16 protein-coding genes are annotated in these 15622 nt (G+C 64.4%); 8 read left to right on the top strand and 8 right to left on the bottom strand.

Features of this window, described 5'->3' with window-relative positions:
* Positions 1-7: 7 nt before the first annotated feature.
* Together QEN71_RS24825 and QEN71_RS24820 are read left to right on the top strand one after the other, a co-directional pair.
* The gene (locus tag QEN71_RS24825; RefSeq protein ID WP_201660866.1) at positions 8-1354 is read left to right on the top strand and encodes an ABC transporter ATP-binding protein; all 1347 of its coding nucleotides are present in this window, start codon (positions 8-10) and stop codon (positions 1352-1354) included.
* 157 nt (positions 1355-1511) lie between these two features.
* The gene (locus QEN71_RS24820) at positions 1512-2840 is read left to right on the top strand and encodes an IS4 family transposase (RefSeq protein ID WP_422662192.1); all 1329 of its coding nucleotides are present in this window, start codon (positions 1512-1514) and stop codon (positions 2838-2840) included.
* A gap of 61 nt (positions 2841-2901) precedes the next feature.
* On the opposite strand, the gene QEN71_RS24815 is transcribed toward QEN71_RS24820, so the two are convergent.
* From QEN71_RS24815 to QEN71_RS24805, 3 genes are all read right to left on the bottom strand, one after another.
* Complete coding sequence (locus QEN71_RS24815) at positions 2902-3462, bottom strand: hypothetical protein (RefSeq protein ID WP_201653890.1); 561 nt, start codon at positions 3460-3462, stop codon at positions 2902-2904.
* Positions 3459-4046, bottom strand: coding sequence for a hypothetical protein (locus QEN71_RS24810; protein WP_201653893.1), 588 nt, complete (start codon positions 4044-4046; stop codon positions 3459-3461). Before QEN71_RS24810 ends, QEN71_RS24815 begins: the two co-directional genes overlap by 4 nt.
* Before the next feature lie 346 nt (positions 4047-4392).
* A complete protein-coding gene (locus tag QEN71_RS24805; RefSeq protein WP_201653896.1) occupies positions 4393-5448 on the bottom strand; it encodes a sigma-54 interaction domain-containing protein in 1056 nt (351 codons plus the stop codon).
* Between the two features lie 441 nt (positions 5449-5889).
* On the opposite strand from QEN71_RS24805, the gene QEN71_RS24800 reads away from it, so the two are divergent.
* From QEN71_RS24800 to otsA, 6 genes are all read left to right on the top strand, one after another.
* On the top strand, positions 5890-6207 hold the full coding sequence (locus QEN71_RS24800; RefSeq protein ID WP_201653899.1) for a DUF883 family protein: 318 nt from the start codon (positions 5890-5892) through the stop codon (positions 6205-6207).
* Between the two features lie 78 nt (positions 6208-6285).
* Complete coding sequence (locus tag QEN71_RS24795) at positions 6286-6537, top strand: hypothetical protein (protein WP_201653902.1); 252 nt, start codon at positions 6286-6288, stop codon at positions 6535-6537.
* Positions 6538-6843: 306 nt separating this feature from the next.
* Positions 6844-8247: a sigma-54-dependent transcriptional regulator gene (locus QEN71_RS24790; protein WP_201653905.1), complete on the top strand. Its 1404-nt coding sequence runs from the start codon at positions 6844-6846 to the stop codon at positions 8245-8247.
* A gap of 136 nt (positions 8248-8383) precedes the next feature.
* Positions 8384-8614: a hypothetical protein gene (locus tag QEN71_RS24785; protein ID WP_201653909.1), complete on the top strand. Its 231-nt coding sequence runs from the start codon at positions 8384-8386 to the stop codon at positions 8612-8614.
* A 173-nt stretch (positions 8615-8787) separates the two neighbouring features.
* Entirely contained in the window at positions 8788-9000 is a 213-nt protein-coding gene (locus QEN71_RS24780) for a hypothetical protein (protein ID WP_201653912.1), read from the top strand.
* A 200-nt stretch (positions 9001-9200) separates the two neighbouring features.
* A complete protein-coding gene (gene otsA, locus QEN71_RS24775; RefSeq protein WP_201653915.1) occupies positions 9201-10622 on the top strand; it encodes an alpha,alpha-trehalose-phosphate synthase (UDP-forming) in 1422 nt (473 codons plus the stop codon).
* Between the two features lie 91 nt (positions 10623-10713).
* Here the strand turns inward: otsA and QEN71_RS24770 are convergent, their stop codons facing one another.
* The 5 genes from QEN71_RS24770 to dcm all read right to left on the bottom strand — a co-directional run bounded on the left by QEN71_RS24770 (position 10714) and on the right by dcm (position 15449).
* Positions 10714-11301, bottom strand: coding sequence for a hypothetical protein (locus QEN71_RS24770; RefSeq protein ID WP_201653918.1), 588 nt, complete (start codon positions 11299-11301; stop codon positions 10714-10716).
* Between the two features lie 132 nt (positions 11302-11433).
* Positions 11434-12864, bottom strand: coding sequence for an MFS transporter (locus QEN71_RS24765; protein WP_201653921.1), 1431 nt, complete (start codon positions 12862-12864; stop codon positions 11434-11436).
* 136 nt (positions 12865-13000) lie between these two features.
* Complete coding sequence (locus tag QEN71_RS24760) at positions 13001-13510, bottom strand: YbhB/YbcL family Raf kinase inhibitor-like protein (protein ID WP_201654321.1); 510 nt, start codon at positions 13508-13510, stop codon at positions 13001-13003.
* Between the two features lie 191 nt (positions 13511-13701).
* Positions 13702-14148: a very short patch repair endonuclease gene (locus QEN71_RS24755; protein ID WP_201653924.1), complete on the bottom strand. Its 447-nt coding sequence runs from the start codon at positions 14146-14148 to the stop codon at positions 13702-13704.
* Complete coding sequence (dcm, locus tag QEN71_RS24750; protein ID WP_201653927.1) at positions 14148-15449, bottom strand: DNA (cytosine-5-)-methyltransferase; 1302 nt, start codon at positions 15447-15449, stop codon at positions 14148-14150. Before dcm ends, QEN71_RS24755 begins: the two co-directional genes overlap by 1 nt.
* Between the last annotated feature and the right edge of the window lie 173 nt (positions 15450-15622).

Genomic DNA, 15622 nt, shown 5'->3' with positions numbered 1-15622 from the left:
TAACGCGATGCAAAATCCGAAAACCGTAACGGCGGCCACGCCCGTCCAGACACCGCCGATGCCGCCGCGCCTCGGCGAAGAAATCCTGCGCGTCAAGGACGTGTGCCGCGGGTTCAACAAGACGCAGGGCGAACTGCTCGTTCTCGACGATGCCAATCTGTCGCTGCGCGAAGGCGAGATCGTCGGTCTGCTGGGCCGTTCGGGCTCGGGCAAGTCGACGCTGTTGCGCATCATCGCCGGGCTGATCGAACCGACGGATGGCGAAGTGACCTACATGGGCAAGCCGCTCAAAGGTCCCGCCGAAGGCGTCGCGATGGTGTTCCAGACCTTCGCGCTGTTTCCGTGGCTGACCGTGCTGCAGAACGTGGAAGCGGGTCTCGAAGCGCTCGGCGTGGGCGCGCGCGAGCGCCGCGAACGCGCGCTCGCTGCGATCGACCTGATCGGTCTCGACGGCTTCGAGAACGCGTATCCGCGCGAGCTGTCGGGCGGCATGCGCCAGCGTGTGGGCTTTGCGCGCGCACTCGTTGTCGATCCGACGCTGCTGCTGATGGACGAGCCGTTCTCCGCGCTCGACGTACTCACGGCCGAAACGCTGCGTACCGACCTGCTCGATCTGTGGACGCAAGGCCGCATGCCGATCAAGTCGGTGCTGATCGTCACGCACAACATCGAGGAAGCCGTGTTCATGTGCGACCGGATTCTCGTGCTGTCGTCGAATCCGGGCCGCGTGATCGCCGAGATCAAGGTGCCGTTCAAGCATCCGCGCAACCGTCTGGACCCGGCGTTCCGGCGTCTCGTCGACGACATCTACGCGAAGATGACGGCGCGTCAGACGGACGAAAAGACCAAGAAGGGCCTGGAGCTGCATAGCTGGCTGCCGCATGTGTCGACCAACCTGATGGCGGGTCTGATCGAAACGCTCGCTGCCGCGCCGTATCACGGCCGCGCGGACATGCCGGAAATCGCGCGCTCGCTGCATCTGGAAGTGGACGATCTGTTCCCTATCGCCGAAGTGCTGCAGCACCTGGGTTTCGCCGACGTCCGCGAGGGCGACATTTTCCTGACGCCGCCCGCGCGCGTGTTCGCCGAGTTCGGTACGCAGGAGCGAAAGCTGATGTTCGCGGATCACCTGCTGAAGCACGTGCCGCTCGCGGCGCGGATCAAGAAGGTGCTGAACGAGCGCCCGGGGCATCGCGCGCCGCGCGTGCGCTTCGAGCAGGAGCTGGAAGACTTCCTGTCGGACAGCGCCGCCGAAGAGACGCTCGACGCCGTCATCAACTGGGGCCGTTACGCGGAAATTTTCTCGTATAACGACCAGACGGAAATCTTCAGTCTCGAGGACGTCGAGTCCTGATTGCCTGGTTGCCTGATTGCCTGGTTTCCAGCAGGGTAGTGCTATGAAAAAGGGGAGCCGCGGCTCTAATGCCGTTCAGTTAAGCGACTGAACGGCATTTTTATTGGTAGCTCGAATTGGTTGTAAACGCGGCGTGGCGATGTTAACTTTCATCGCCATGCTGGTCGATGATTTGCGCCTCCTTGTTGAATCACAGCCGCCGCTCGATTGGGACCGGCTGGGCCAGCATCTGCCGTACAAATGGATCGAGTATGCGGTGCAGGCCAGTGGCAGTGCCAGCGTGCGTCGGCGTCGGCTACCCGCACAGCAGGTCGTGTGGCTAGTGATTGCGCTGGCGTTGTATCGGCACCAGTCGATCAGCGAGGTCGTCGATGAACTGGACCTTGCGCTACCCGCACCCGATGCGTCATTTGTCAGCAAGAGCGCCATCGCCCAGGCGCGGCAGCGTATCGGCGCCGCCCCCCTGGCGTGGCTGTTTCATGAATCGGCCCGGAACTGGATCGCGCAGGATCAGGCGAAGTACCTGTTCAAGGGATTCTCGCTATTCGCGATGGATGGCACGACGCTGCGAACCACCGACAGTGTCGCCAACCGCAGGCATTTCGGCGCCTCGGCTGCCGCTCACGGTCGGGTGGGCAGCTATCCCCAACTGCGCGCGGTCACGCTCACCGCCCTGGCGACGCATCTGGTGTGTGATGCCGGGTTCGGCCCTTACGATATCAATGAGATGATCTGGGCGCGTGAGCTCATCCCTCGTGTGCCAGACAACTCCATTACCGTTTTTGATAAGGGGTTCCTGTCGGCCCAGATCCTGTGCAATCTGGCTTCAGGCGGCGAGAACCGGCATTTCATCATCCCGGCCAGATCGAACCTGCGCTGGGAGGTCGTGAGCGGGTGCGACGGTGACCAGATCGTGCGCATGCGTGTGTCGCCGCAGGCCCGCACGAAATGCCCCGAGCTGCCCGAATTCTGGCAGGCGCGCGCCGTGCTGGCCGTCGATGCACGTGGCCGGCAACGGACATTGCTCACGTCCCTGACTGATCGAAGGCGTTTCAAGGCGGCTGACATTGTGTCGTGCTACGAGCGTCGCTGGCAGATCGAGACCAGCTACCATGAACTGAAGCAGTCGATGCTGGGCATGGAACTGACCCTTCGCAGCCAGACCGTACAAGGTGTCTATCAGGAGTTCTGGGGGGCTCTGATCGCCTATAACCTGATTCGCCTGGAGATGGCCAGGGCGGCACTCGACGCCCGGCACGCACCCGACGAGCTGAGCTTCATCCGCGCGTTTCACACCATTCAGTACGAAATGACGTGGGCGGCCGTGACGCGCTCGTACGGCAAACTGCCAGCGCTGCTCAGGCGCCTGCGCGAGCGGCTCAAGCAACTTCCCAACGACAAACGGCCCGGGCGCAGTTGCGCTCGGGCCGTCAAATCCAGACCGTTTCGCTATACCGTTCGGTTCCTCAAAAGAGACCTTAACTGAACGGCATTAGAGCCGCGGCTCCCCTTTTTTCTGGCGATTCGAATGGTGTGATTCGAAGGCGTTACTGCAGATTGCCCCAGCGGTCGACCGCCGGTTCCGCCGATGCCCACTTCCAGTAGCCCTTGTTGTCGCCCTGGCAGGCGCTCGCCGTGTACCAGTAGACCTTCGAGTCGGGCTTGTCGCCGTCGACGACCGAGAACACGAACTCCTTGCAGATCGCCAGCGACGACGCGAAGGCACGCGTCACGCGCACCTGGCCGTGACCGTTTTCGATGGGCAGCGTGTGCTTGACGCTCCAGTCGCGCGTTTCGCCGACGGGCATCGCGCCCGCAAGCGCGGCGATCACGTCCTGTTGATCCGTGTGCATCACGCGCAGATAGTGCGCGACGGCTTCGTCGGTGGCCGCCTGGACGGCGATGCCGACGCCAATGCCGACAGCGGGATTGGCCGTGACGATGCCCGTCGCCGCGCCCGCGCCAGCACCTGCCGCCGCGCCGACGGAAGCCGAACTGCAGCCGCTGACGATCGCCCCTGCGCCAATGCACAGCGCGCCGACCAGCGCGAGCCGCGCGGCTGTTGCGCCGCTCACGCGTCCGATTGCGAGTGCGTCGCGCGCGTTCATTGCAGCGAGCCCCAGCGCTCGGTCGCGGGTTCGGCCGACGCCCACTTCCACGCGCTGCCGTCACGGCAGATCGACGCCACATAGAACGCGCTCGACGCCTGCACGTTCTTGGTCGCGGACTTGTCGACGGAGAACACGATCTCCTTGCAGTCGAGTTCGCCCGCGCTGATCGTGCGGCTGACGGTCACGCGGCCATGCTCGTCTTCTTCGAGCGGTACCGAATGCGTGATGCTCCACGGCGCGATTGCGCCCACCGCAAGCGGCCCCGCCGCCACGGCGATGCTGTCCTGAGTGTTGCGATGGATCACGCGTTCCGAGTACTGCACGCCCGCGCGTGCCGCTGCGACTGCGCCAAGGCCGATACCCGTCGCGACGGCGGCATTGTTGGTCACCTTCGCGGCGATGGCCGCGCCCGCGATACCTGCGCCTGCCGTCGCGCCTTCCGAGTAGAGCGAGCCGCAACCGCTCAATGCCGCGGAGAGGGCGACAGCCAGTGCTGCAATCGGCAGGACGCTCGGAAATTTTGCGCGCCGCAAGAGTGTGGGCTGCGCGAAGTGCTTGTCGCGGTGCGTGGCTTTTTGCATTTGTTCGTCATTGCTCCTGCTCGTGCCTTCGGCGCCTGGAGCGCGCCTGCGCGAAGGCAGCTACGTCTGATCTTTTCGCTGCGGCATTGTGCAGGATGCGTTTTGTAATTGGCATAGGAAAATGCAAGCAATTGCAAAACATGCTGCGAGGCCGTGGTCTTTCTGGTTGGGCAATGAGCAGTTCGCATGCCTGAACGAAGCGTGCGAGGGGCGTGCGCGGGGGTGCGTTTCGACGGGAGAGGGGAAGCGGCTTCACGGGAAGCCGCGCAGGGAATCGAGAAAAAACGGCGCGAGAAAGTCAGCGCAAAACCGGCGCGCACGACAATGCCGCGCGTGCCGATGCACGTCAGTTGTCGTCGGGATTCGACTCTTCGTCGCCGTACGCGCTGAGCCGGTTGTACAGCGTCTTGAGGCTCACGCCGAGCGCTTTGGCCGCACGCCGCTTGTCGCCGCCGCAATACTTCAACGTGCCGAGGATGATCTGCTTCTGCGCATCGGCGAGCGGCGTGCCGATCCACACGCTCATCGAATCGCCGACCGTGACGGGCTTCTTCACGCGCGACATCAGATGCGGATGCGGCAGCTCGACCGCCTTCTCCGCGAGAATGAACGCGCGATACACCGCGTTCTTCAGTTCGCGCACGTTGCCGGGCCACGACCACGTCCGCAGCGTTTCCATCGAGCGCTTGCTGAAGACCTTGTTCGTGCCTTCCTGACGATTGAGTTCGTCGAGAAAATGCAGCGCGAGCAGTTCGCGGTCGCCTTCGCGTTCGCGCAGCGGCGGCGCGCGCAGCGGGAACACGGCGAGCCGGTACATCAGGTCTTCGCGCAGGCCGTTTTCCTTCACGGCGACGGCCGGGTCGCGATTGGTCGCGGCGATCACGCGCACGTCGCCGCGAATCAGCTCGGTGCCGCCGACGCGATAGAACGTGCCCGTCTCCAGCGCGCGCAGGAGTTTGACCTGACGCACGGGCGCCATTTCGGTGACTTCGTCGAGAAACAGCGTGCCGCCGTTCGCGTGCTCGAAATAGCCGACGCGGCCCTGGACCGCGCCCGTGAAGCTGCCTTTTTCATGGCCGAACAGTTCGGCCTCGATCAGTTCGTCGGGAATCGCGCCGCAATTGACGGCGACGAACGCGCCGTCCTTGCGCGCGCTGTGTTCGTGAATCGTGCGGGCGATCAGTTCCTTGCCCGTGCCCGATTCGCCGATGATGAGCGCGGTCGCGTCCGTCGCGGCCACGCGGTCGATCTGTTCATAAAGATCCAGCATGACGGGCGACGAGCCGAACAGCGTGCCGTAAGACTTCAGTCCCGGGACGTTGTCGACCGCGCGTTGCCTCGTCTGCGACGCACCGCCGCCATCGGCTTCGGTGGCGGGCGAGTCCAGATCGGTTGACGACATAGCGAAGGGTGTCCTGTGCAATTTCGGGTGGGTGTCGTGAATGGCGCAGGCCAGTATCGAGTGCGTGGATTGCCTTGTAGAGTGGTCCACTATCTCACAAAAGGCAATTTAACCACTGGCGCGCCATTTCCGGCAAGACGCATGCAGGTTTGGCGTTCGCTGGTAGTTCGCAAATGTTCGCGTACGATCGGCACGCGATGCCGGCAAAACTTGCACGAGTCATAAGGGTGTCGGCAAGTTTGCCCGCACGTTGCGTGCCTGGACGCTTCGCAATGAGCGCGGTATGGCGCGGAACTCGGCCGGCGCGCATCGATCGCATAAGGATGCCGGGAACGACCGTTGCAAGGCACGTTTGAGGTACGAGGGATGCCGCACGACGCCGGAACCGTCCGCCGTCGGAACAGGACAAATCCCGTCCCCGCGCCAGAAAAGGAGATTGCGATGACGGAAACCACTGAACAGCTCGCCCTTGGCCGACAAAAGATCGTCCAGGATCTGAGCGTGCTGTTGACCGATTCGGAAGAAATGCTGCGGCTTGCGGCGGCCGTGCCGGGCGAAGGTCTCGAGGCGCTGCGCGAGCGGCTGCGCACGCATGTCGATTCGGTGCAGCACGCGCTCGCCGACGCACAGACGTCGGCACAGCGCCGTTACCGCAGCGCGACCGTCCAGACTGAGCGCTACGTGCGCCAGAATCCGTGGCAATCGCTGGGTATCGCGGCTGGCATCGGTTTCGCGCTTGGCTTGCTCGCCGCGCGCTGAACGACACCGATGTGGTGCCGATATGGCGCCGCGACAACATTTCGACCGTTCATCCCCATTCACGACAAGGAGTTCAAGATGGCACGACCCAGAATCGGCATATTCGGCGCTCTGTTCGCTGTGGGCAGCTTGCTGGCATGGCGCTGGGTGCAGAACCAGCGCGCCGCACAACAACCGCTCGCCCGCGATCTGACGCGCTGGGAAGGCGAGGGCGGCTCCGTGACGGATCCCGCGCAACCCGCGCCAGGCGCACAGATGGCACCCGCGACGCACCTCCGCAACGGCAACGGCGCCGATCATAGCGACGCCTGGCCGTTTCCCCGCAGCTGAAGCAGCGGGCGTCGCGCGGCGGCAGGACGTTCCCGCGCCGTGCCGTATGCGGACTTGATGTTTTTTCGAGACGAGGCCGTATAATGAGCAAAAACCACAACAATACGCGCCCGTACTAGCAAAATTTACGGCAATTGTTGCGTGGATGCGTTTATTCGGAAAGTGTTTCCGATCGAGGCGTTCGGCGGCGCGAGGCAGGCGTATGCTTGAATTCGCGGCGCGTGGGCGCTTTCGTCGTTGGCGGCTTTCCGGCGGAACGCATGCTGCGCGTATTCATTATCAGCACTTACGAGCTTTCCATACGCGATGCCACATGTATTGATTGTCGATGACGATCCGAGTACCCGCGAAGCGCTTGCGGCGATCATCGCGGAAGACGGGCTGACGACGGCGACGGCAGGCGATCTGCGCGAAGCCCGCATCCAGCTCGTGCGGCAGATGCCGGACGTCGTGTTTACCGATCTGAAGCTGCCAGACGGCACGGGTGTCGACCTGTTCGAAGATCTCGATCCGCGCTCGGGCGTCGAGTTTGTCGTGATCACCGGTCACGCGACGGTCGAATCGGCCGTGAGCGCGCTCAAGATGGGCGCCGCCGACTACCTCGTGAAGCCCATCAACATGCAGCGCGTGAAGTCGATCCTCGCGCGTCTGCCGCGTGCGGGCGACCTGAAGGCCGAAATCGGCACGCTGCGCGGCGAACTGCGGCGCATGGGCCGCTTCGGGCTGATGCTCGGCAACTCGGGCGTGATGCAGCAGGTGTACGACCAGATCAGCCGCGTCGCGCCGACGGCCGCGTCGGTGATGCTGGTCGGCGAATCGGGCACGGGCAAGGAAGTCGCCGCGCAGACGCTGCATCAGCTGAGCCTGCGTCGCAAGCACGCGTTCCTCGCCGTCAATTGCGGCGCGATCTCGCCGAACCTGATCGAATCCGAGATGTTCGGCCACGAGCGCGGCGCGTTCACGGGCGCGGACCGTCAGCACAAGGGCTATTTCGAACGCGCGAACGGCGGCACGCTGTTCCTCGACGAAATCACCGAAATGCCGATCGAGTTGCAGGTGAAACTGCTGCGCGTGCTGGAGACGGGCATGTTCATGCGCGTCGGCACGACGAAGGAAATCGAAACCGACGTCCGCCTGATCGCCGCGACCAACCGCGATCCCGAACAGGCTGTGCTCGAAGGCAAGCTGCGCCTCGACCTGTATCACCGGCTCAACGTGTTTCCGATCAGCCTGCCGCCGCTGCGCGAACGGGGCAAGGACGTCGAACTGCTCGCGCAGTCGTTCCTCGACGAACTGAACGAGCAGCACGCCACGAAGAAGCACTTCCCGCCCGCCGTCCGCGAGATGCTGCTGTCGTACCCGTGGCCCGGCAACGTTCGCGAGCTGAAGAACTACGTGCAGCGCGCGCACATCATGTCGGGTACGGATTCGGACAGCACGGCCACGGTGCCGCTGCAGATCTCGCTGTCGAAGCCGACGGCGGGTACGGCGATCACGATTCCGTTCGGCACGTCGCTCGCCGAGGCCGATCGTCAGCTGATTCTCGCGACGCTCGAGCAATGCGGCGGCGTCAAGACGCGCGCCGCGGAGATTCTCGGCATCAGTCTGAAGACGCTGTACAACCGGCTCGTCGAGTACGGCAACGACACGGGCCGAGACGGCGACGACGTCAGCGACGAGCCGCAGGCGCTCGGCAAAGCGGACGCCTGAGCGCGCTATTAAACCCGTGGCAACGACGCCGTCCGTCCTGCGGACGGCGTCAGAACGGCACAGGCCTTGCTGAATTCAGTTCATGCAGTCGAAAGCGCAAGCGACGACCACATCGAACGAAAACAGGGAGCCCATCATGCCGGACCACGACGCCGTCTTCGATATCCACGCGCACAGTCCCGAACCCGTCACGCCTGAAACACCGCCCGAGCCTAGCCAGCCGGCTCAGCCTGATCAGCCCGACACCGTGCCCGATCCGACGCGCGAACCCGTCGAACCCGACACGCCGTCCATCGGCGATCCGCCGCAGCAACCTTCGCAGACACCTCATACGAATGGCCGCATGACGCTGCTGCCGGAGCTTTGACGCGCCGTTTTCGGGCGTAGCGGCGGCCAGTGCAAATGGCGCGCCTGTGTCCTGTACCCGTTACAAAACCGCCGAACTTTTTACCGGCAAATTACGTTCATCGGCCTAGACTTATGTGATGCGGCCCGGGCAAACCCCGTCCGGGCACTGGCCTTCCCCTGGAGGCGTCCATCATGAGACATCCCGCATTGCGGCGCTCCGCGCGCCATTCGAAGCGCGACCAGCGCCCAGCCGGCGACACGGGCAATTCGCCAGCCGCGCCGGACCCGGCGCACGAGAACCGCGCCGCGCCCGACGCCCCGCCAGACGGGGATCACAACCAGGGCGGCACGCGCCAGGAAGGGCTGGATTACCAGCGCGACCTGGGCTCCGAACAGGACGCCTGACTCCACTTTTCCGGCCGATTCCGACCGGATCGTCGAGCGAAAAATCTGCTGCGCGCATGCCCGCGGACAGCGGGTTTCTGCTCGTCCGTCACATTTACATACATTTTTATTCTGTGGCTTTCGACAAAACGGCATAGGACTTGCGTGCCGTAAGGAAAGTATCACCGCATGTACAGTCAACTGAATGAGGTGGAGCCGCAATGAGCAGATTGATCGTCGTTTCAAACCGCGTCGCGCCGACTCAGGAAGGACGCCCCGCAGCGGGCGGTCTCGCAATCGGAGTGCTGGACGCCCTGAAGGAAACGGGAGGTGTGTGGTTCGGGTGGAGCGGCGAGATCGCCACCGAGCCGTCGACGCCCGTCATCGAGAAGCAGGGCAACGTGACCTACGCGACCGTAGGACTGACCAAGCGCGACTACGACCAGTACTACCGCGGTTTCTCGAATGCGACGCTGTGGCCGACCTTCCACTATCGCAACGACCTGTCGCGCTACGACCGGCAGGAATACGCGGGCTATCTGCGGGTGAACGTGACACTCGCCAGGCAGCTCAAGGAAATGCTCAAGCCCGACGACATCATCTGGGTCCACGACTATCACCTGCTGCCGTTCGCGCGCTGCCTGCGCGATCTCGGCGTGAAGAATCCGATCGGCTTTTTCCTGCATATTCCGTTTCCCGTGCCGGAAGTGATGCGCACGGTGCCGCCGCACGAAGAACTCGTGAAGTGCATGTGCAGCTATGACGTCGTCGGTTTTCAGACGGATGCGGACCGGCAGTCGTTCGTCGATTACATCGAGCGCGGCGGCCACGGCACGCTCAGCGACGAGAACATGATTCACGCGTATGGCCGCTTCCTGAAGGTCGCCGCGTACCCGATCGGCATCTATCCGGACGCGATCGCGAAAGCCGCCGAGCAGTTCACCGACCGCAAGCAGGTCAAGAGCCTGCGCGACGCAATGCGCGGTCGCAAGCTGATCATGAGCGTCGACCGGCTGGATTATTCGAAGGGACTCGTCGAGCGTTTCCAGGCGTTCGAGCGACTATTGCAGAACGCGCCCGGCTGGCATGGCCGCGTGTCGCTCGTGCAGATCGCGCCGCCGACGCGCTCCGACGTCCAGACGTATCAGCGCATCCGTCAGAATCTCGAAGGCGAGGCGGGACGAATCAATGGCCGCTTCGCGCAGCTCGACTGGACGCCGATCCAGTATCTGAACCGCAAATACGAGCGCAATCTGCTGATGGCGCTGTTCCGTCAGTCGCAGGTCGGTTATGTGACGCCGCTGCGCGACGGGATGAACCTCGTCGCGAAGGAATACGTCGCGTCGCAGGATCCCGCCGATCCCGGCGTGCTGGTGCTGTCGCAGTTCGCGGGCGCCGCCGAGCAATTGCCCGGTGCGCTGGTCGTGAATCCGTTCGATCTGTCGCAGATGGCCGAGGCGCTGGAGCGCGCGCTGTCGATGCCGCTCGCCGAGCGCCAGGCGCGTCATGCGGACATGATGGCGCCGCTGCGCGAGAACAATCTGTCGGTGTGGCGCGATACGTTCCTCGCGGACTTGCGCCATGTCGCGACGGCTTCGTCGGTGACGGAGAAGGCCGTCAAGCGTGCGGACGTGACGGCTTGAGATAACGCGCCTTCCAGAGCGCGCGCATTTCCAGACGGCAGCCTGTGAAGGCTGCCGTTTTCATTTCCCGCTCAGCCACAAGCGCGATGCTTCAGGCCTGCTGCTGGTTCAGTTCGCCGAGCGGCACGGGCGTCTGACGCGGATCGAAATCCGCCCACTTGCCGCGCTGCCAGTGGCCCGTCGCGCGCTCGATGTCGGCGCCGCCCGCTTCGCGCAGCAGCCGCGCCGCTTCGATCTGGTTCTCGGGACTCACGTGCACGGCGACCAGCACACCCGAGTTGCGCATCTCGCGATGCACGACGTCGTGATGTTCGTGCGGCTGGTTGCGCGTGTGCGTCATCTTGCCGACGAGCAAACCCAGATACGCGCCGACACCCGCAGCGATCACCACGGCGGGCACCGACGCCGCGAACGCCGCAAACACCGCGACGCCGATCACGGCGCCCGCGACGGCGCCGATCGTCACCGCGTGGTGATGACGGCGCATCGCCGGCGTCGGCGCGGGCGAAATCGTGGGTGTGGCTGCGTGTTCGTCGAGCGGATGGCGCGCGTGCTGACCGCGCGGATTGACGAAAAACAGCGTGACGTCTTCCCCGAGGAAACCGTGATCGAAGAGCGTTTGCGCGGCGTCTTCGGCGGCAGGGAAGGTGGTGAAACGTCCAGCGACGATGAGTGACATGGCGCCCCCTGGCGTGCAAAACAGAGGATCAAAGGCCGGAATGAAACCTTCGCCGGGCGACGCGACAGACGACGGACGTCGAAGGCTTCGTCTACAAGAATAGGCGGAAAGCGCGCGGACGGAAGCCGCGCGTCACGCGCCCACTGGCGGGCTGTGTGCGACGCGCAGCATGCTGACGAAAGCGCCTGCGGCAGCGAAGCACGCCGCCACGTACAGCGTGATCACGGGACCATGCTGCGGCGCGATGCCGAAGATCAGCGCGACGAGCGCCGAGCCGAGCGTCTGGCCCGTCAGGCGCGCGGTGCCGAGCATGCCGCTCGCGCCGCCGCTGCGATGACGCGGCGCTGCTGAGAGCATCGTCCGGTTGTTCGGCGACTGGAAGATGCCGAAGCCCAGCCCGCACAGCGCCATGCGCCACACGATGTCGAACGCCGTGGGGTGCGCGCCGAGTGTGGCGAGCAGCAGCAGACCGACGGCCAGCGTCGCGAGTCCGAGGCCGCCGAGCCAGCCCGCCGAAAGCCGGTCCGACAGCACGCCCGACAGCGGCGCCGCACCGACGATCACGAGCGGCCACGGCGTCATCAGCAGCCCCGTCTCGACCTGCGACATGCCGAGATGGATCTGCAGCAGGAACGGCAGCGACACGAACGCGAGCATCTGCGCGCTGAACGAACAGATCGACGTGCCCACCGACAGCGCGAAGACGGGAATACGCAGCAGATCGACGGGCAATAGCGGCGCGGACTGCGTGAGCTGACGTCGCACGAAGAAATAGCCGATCACGACCGCGCAGATCAGCTCGACGGCGACGAAGCCGTAGCGCTCGCCGTGACCGAGGCCGTCGACGGCGAAGATCAGCAGGCCGAACACGAACGCGTTCATCACGGCGCTCGGATAGTCGTACGGCGACGGATGGGGTTCGTTGCGCGGCAGCGCGCGCAGACCGACGGCGACGGCCGCGACGCCGATCGGCACGTTGATCGCGAACAGCCACGGCCACTGCGCGACGGCGAGGACACCCGACGCGACCGTCGGTCCGACGGCCGATGACACCGCCACGACCATCGCGTTGATCGCGATGCCGCGTCCGAGACGCGACTTCGGATAGATCATGCGCACGAGCGCCGTGTTCACGCTCATGATGCCCGCCGCGCCGAAGCCCTGGATCACGCGGGCGAGCGCGAGCGTCGGCAGCGATGTGGCGAGCGCGCAGCCGAGCGACGCGACCGTGAACAGCACGAGGCCGCTCAGATACACGCGCCGGTAGCCGATCCGGTCGCCCAGCGACGACAGCGGCAGCAGCGAGATCGTCACTGACAGCTGGTAGGCATTGACGATCCAGATCGAACTCGCGGCGCTCGCATTCAGATTGCGCGCGATGGTCGGCAGCGCGACGTTGGCGATCGCGCTATCGAGGACGGCGAGCGTGATGCCGAGCGCAACGACGAGAATCGCCCAGTAGCGCTGCGGGATGGGAAGTCCCGGTTCGGCGTCCGGTGAAGACGCGGGAGAAGCGGTTGCGGAGGAAGAAGCGCGATTGTCCGTCGACGAAGAGGCTTGCATTGTGTTGTTGTGATGAGCGGCGGGGCGTCGCGTCCGGTCGGCAGCCTTGTCGTGAAGACGGGCGATCGTGTCGGCCAGGCAGGCGGCGCGTTGCGCGCGAGCCCGGCCATGCATATGGAGCGATGAAGCGTCGCCGTTACTTGAGTTCGTACAGTCCCGTGTACGTCGCCGAATCGATCTCGTTCAGATGCGTCATATAGCGGGCGACGGCGTTCGTCGCATCGGCGGTGAGCGGGAGGTTCGCCACCTTCAGCGCGTGAATGCGGAAGATGAAGCGATGCGGCTTGTCGCCGCGCGTCGGCGCCGCGCCGCCGAAGCCCACCGTGCCGTAGTCGTTGCGAAACTGCAGCGCGCCGGGCGGCAGCAGGCTGCCGTCCGCTTTGCCCGCGTTGAGCGGCAGAGAGCGGGCATCGGCGGGAATGTTGACGACGACCCAGTGCCAGAAGCCGCTGCCCGTCGGCGCATCGGGATCGAAGACGGTGAGCGCGAGACTTTCCGTGTCGGCGGGCGGCGCGTCCCATTGCAGTGCGGGCGAAACGTTCTCGCCGTCGCCGGCGACACCGAACGATTTGTCGTTCATCTCCTGCGCCTTCGACATGAAGCCGTTAGCAGGGAAGTCGTCGGACCAGATTCGGAAATCAGCCATCATGTGCCTCCTTCGGTGGGTGGTTCCAGATGGACGGGAGCCGCTGAGAGACCGCAGATATGAGACCGCCAGAAGACTGCGTTCGAAGCTCCAGTGAGCCAATCGAGTGTAGCACCGGCGCCTTGCAAAGTTCGTTGCGCGGAAGAGTGTCGATAGTGCTCGCTTTCAGTCCGCATTTGCCCAGCGCGATGTCAGGCGCGTTCTTCGTGCAGCGGCGCGTCGCCGTGCAGCCAGTCGACCAGCCGTTGCAACACGCCGTCGATATCTCTGTTCGCACCGCGCAAGGCGCATTCCCACACCGTCGCGACGCGCCAGCCGCCGTCGACGAGCGCGGCCTGCGCGCGGGCGTCGTTCGCGCGATTGCGGCCGATCTTGTCGCGCCAGAACTCGGGCCGCGTCTGAGGCCATTTGAAGAGATGACAGTCGTGACCATGCCAGAAGCAGCCGTGCACGAAGATGACAGCGCGATAGCGCGGCAACACGATGTCGGGACGGCCGGGCAGATCGCGTGCATCGAGCCGGAAGCGGAAGCCGCGCCGATGCAGCAGGCTGCGGATCAGGATTTCGGGCTTCGTGTTGCGTCCGCGAATGCCGGACATCATCCGGCTGCGCGTGGCCGCGTCGACGATGTCGACCATCAGGCCGCCAGCATGGCGCTTTCTTGATGCGCCGCGCGGGTGAGCGCGAGCACGTGCGGCAGCATGATGCGCGCGACTTCGCGCATCACAGGCACGACGACGCTGTTGCCGAACTGGCGATACGCCTGGGTATCGCTGACGGGAATGCGGTATGTGTCAGGAAAGCCCATCAGCCGTGCGCATTCGCGCGGCGTCAGGCGGCGCGGGCGCTGCTTCTCTCCCTGATACACGAGGATCTCGCTGCCGTCCTTGTGATAACGCGCCGACAGCGTGCGCGTCACGCTCTGCGGATACGCCATGCCATAGCCGAAGCCGTTGCCCGCCGCGCGATGCTTGTCCGCGTAGTTCTGCAGATAGGTCCAGAGCTTGGGCGTTAGCGTGTATTTCGGTTGCACGTGGCGCGCGGCGTGATCGAAGAAACGGTCGCCGTCCCACGGCAGCACGGGTTCGCTGCCGTCCGTCCGATGCAGGATCGACACGAGCCGCGGGCCGTTTTCGGGCAGACGCAGGTCGTCCCACGAAAACGACGTCTTGCCGCGAAAGCCGACGATGATGATCCGCTCGCGATGCTGCGGCGTGAAATGCGCGCCGTCGATCACCCGGTAATGCACCTCGTAGCCGAGTTCGTCGCGCAGGGTCTGGAGGATCACGTCGAACGTGCGCCCTTTGTCGTGCGACAGCAGGTTCTTCACGTTTTCGAGCAGAAATGCAGCGGGACGGCGCGTGGCGATGATGCGCGCCACATCGAAGAAGAGCGTGCCTTGCGTCGTGCATTCGAAACCGTGCGGACGGCCGAGCGCGTTCTTCTTGCTGACGCCCGCGATCGAAAACGGCTGGCACGGAAAGCCGCCGAGCAGGATGTCGTGTTCGGGAACGGCATCGGCGGGAAACGTGACGATGTCGCCGATCAGCGTGTGCTGTTGCGCGCCGTCGCGAAAGCTTTCGCCGAAATTCTCGCCGAAGTTTTCCCGATACGTTTTCTGCGAGAAATCGTTCCACTCGCTGGTGAACACGCATTGGCCGCCGTGCGCCTCGAAGCCCATGCGGATGCCGCCGATGCCCGCGAACAGATCGATGAAATTCACGCGCGAACCGTTGCCCGCGCGCTGATTGCCGTTGCGCGCCGTCGACGCCTGCAGCAACGCGTGCAGCGCCGGTTCGAGCATGGCGGGGCACGGCGTTTCGCCCTTTTCCCAGCGGCGCACCGTCTTGATGTCTTTGCCGACATGCGCGGCGATTTCTTTTTGTGTGAAGCGGGTGCGCGCCTGCTTCAGCAGTTCAAGCGGTGAAGCCTGGGTCACAGGAATCCTTGCTGGGTATTTTTGCGGACATTATGACCTATGAATGTCCCCAATTTGCGATCGTCAGGTGTTCTGAGGGCAAATTTTCCTGCAAGGATGGGCGGACGAGAATACGCGGCGGATGAGGAGAGGGAAGGCAGCCCCGGCGACGCGCCAGATGAGACTGTCGCTGT

Origin of the sequence: Paraburkholderia sabiae, from assembly GCF_030412785.1 — a bacterium.
In the GTDB taxonomy this organism is placed as follows: Bacteria; Pseudomonadota; Gammaproteobacteria; order Burkholderiales; family Burkholderiaceae; genus Paraburkholderia; species Paraburkholderia sabiae.
This window is presented reverse-complemented; position numbering and strand designations above follow the sequence as displayed.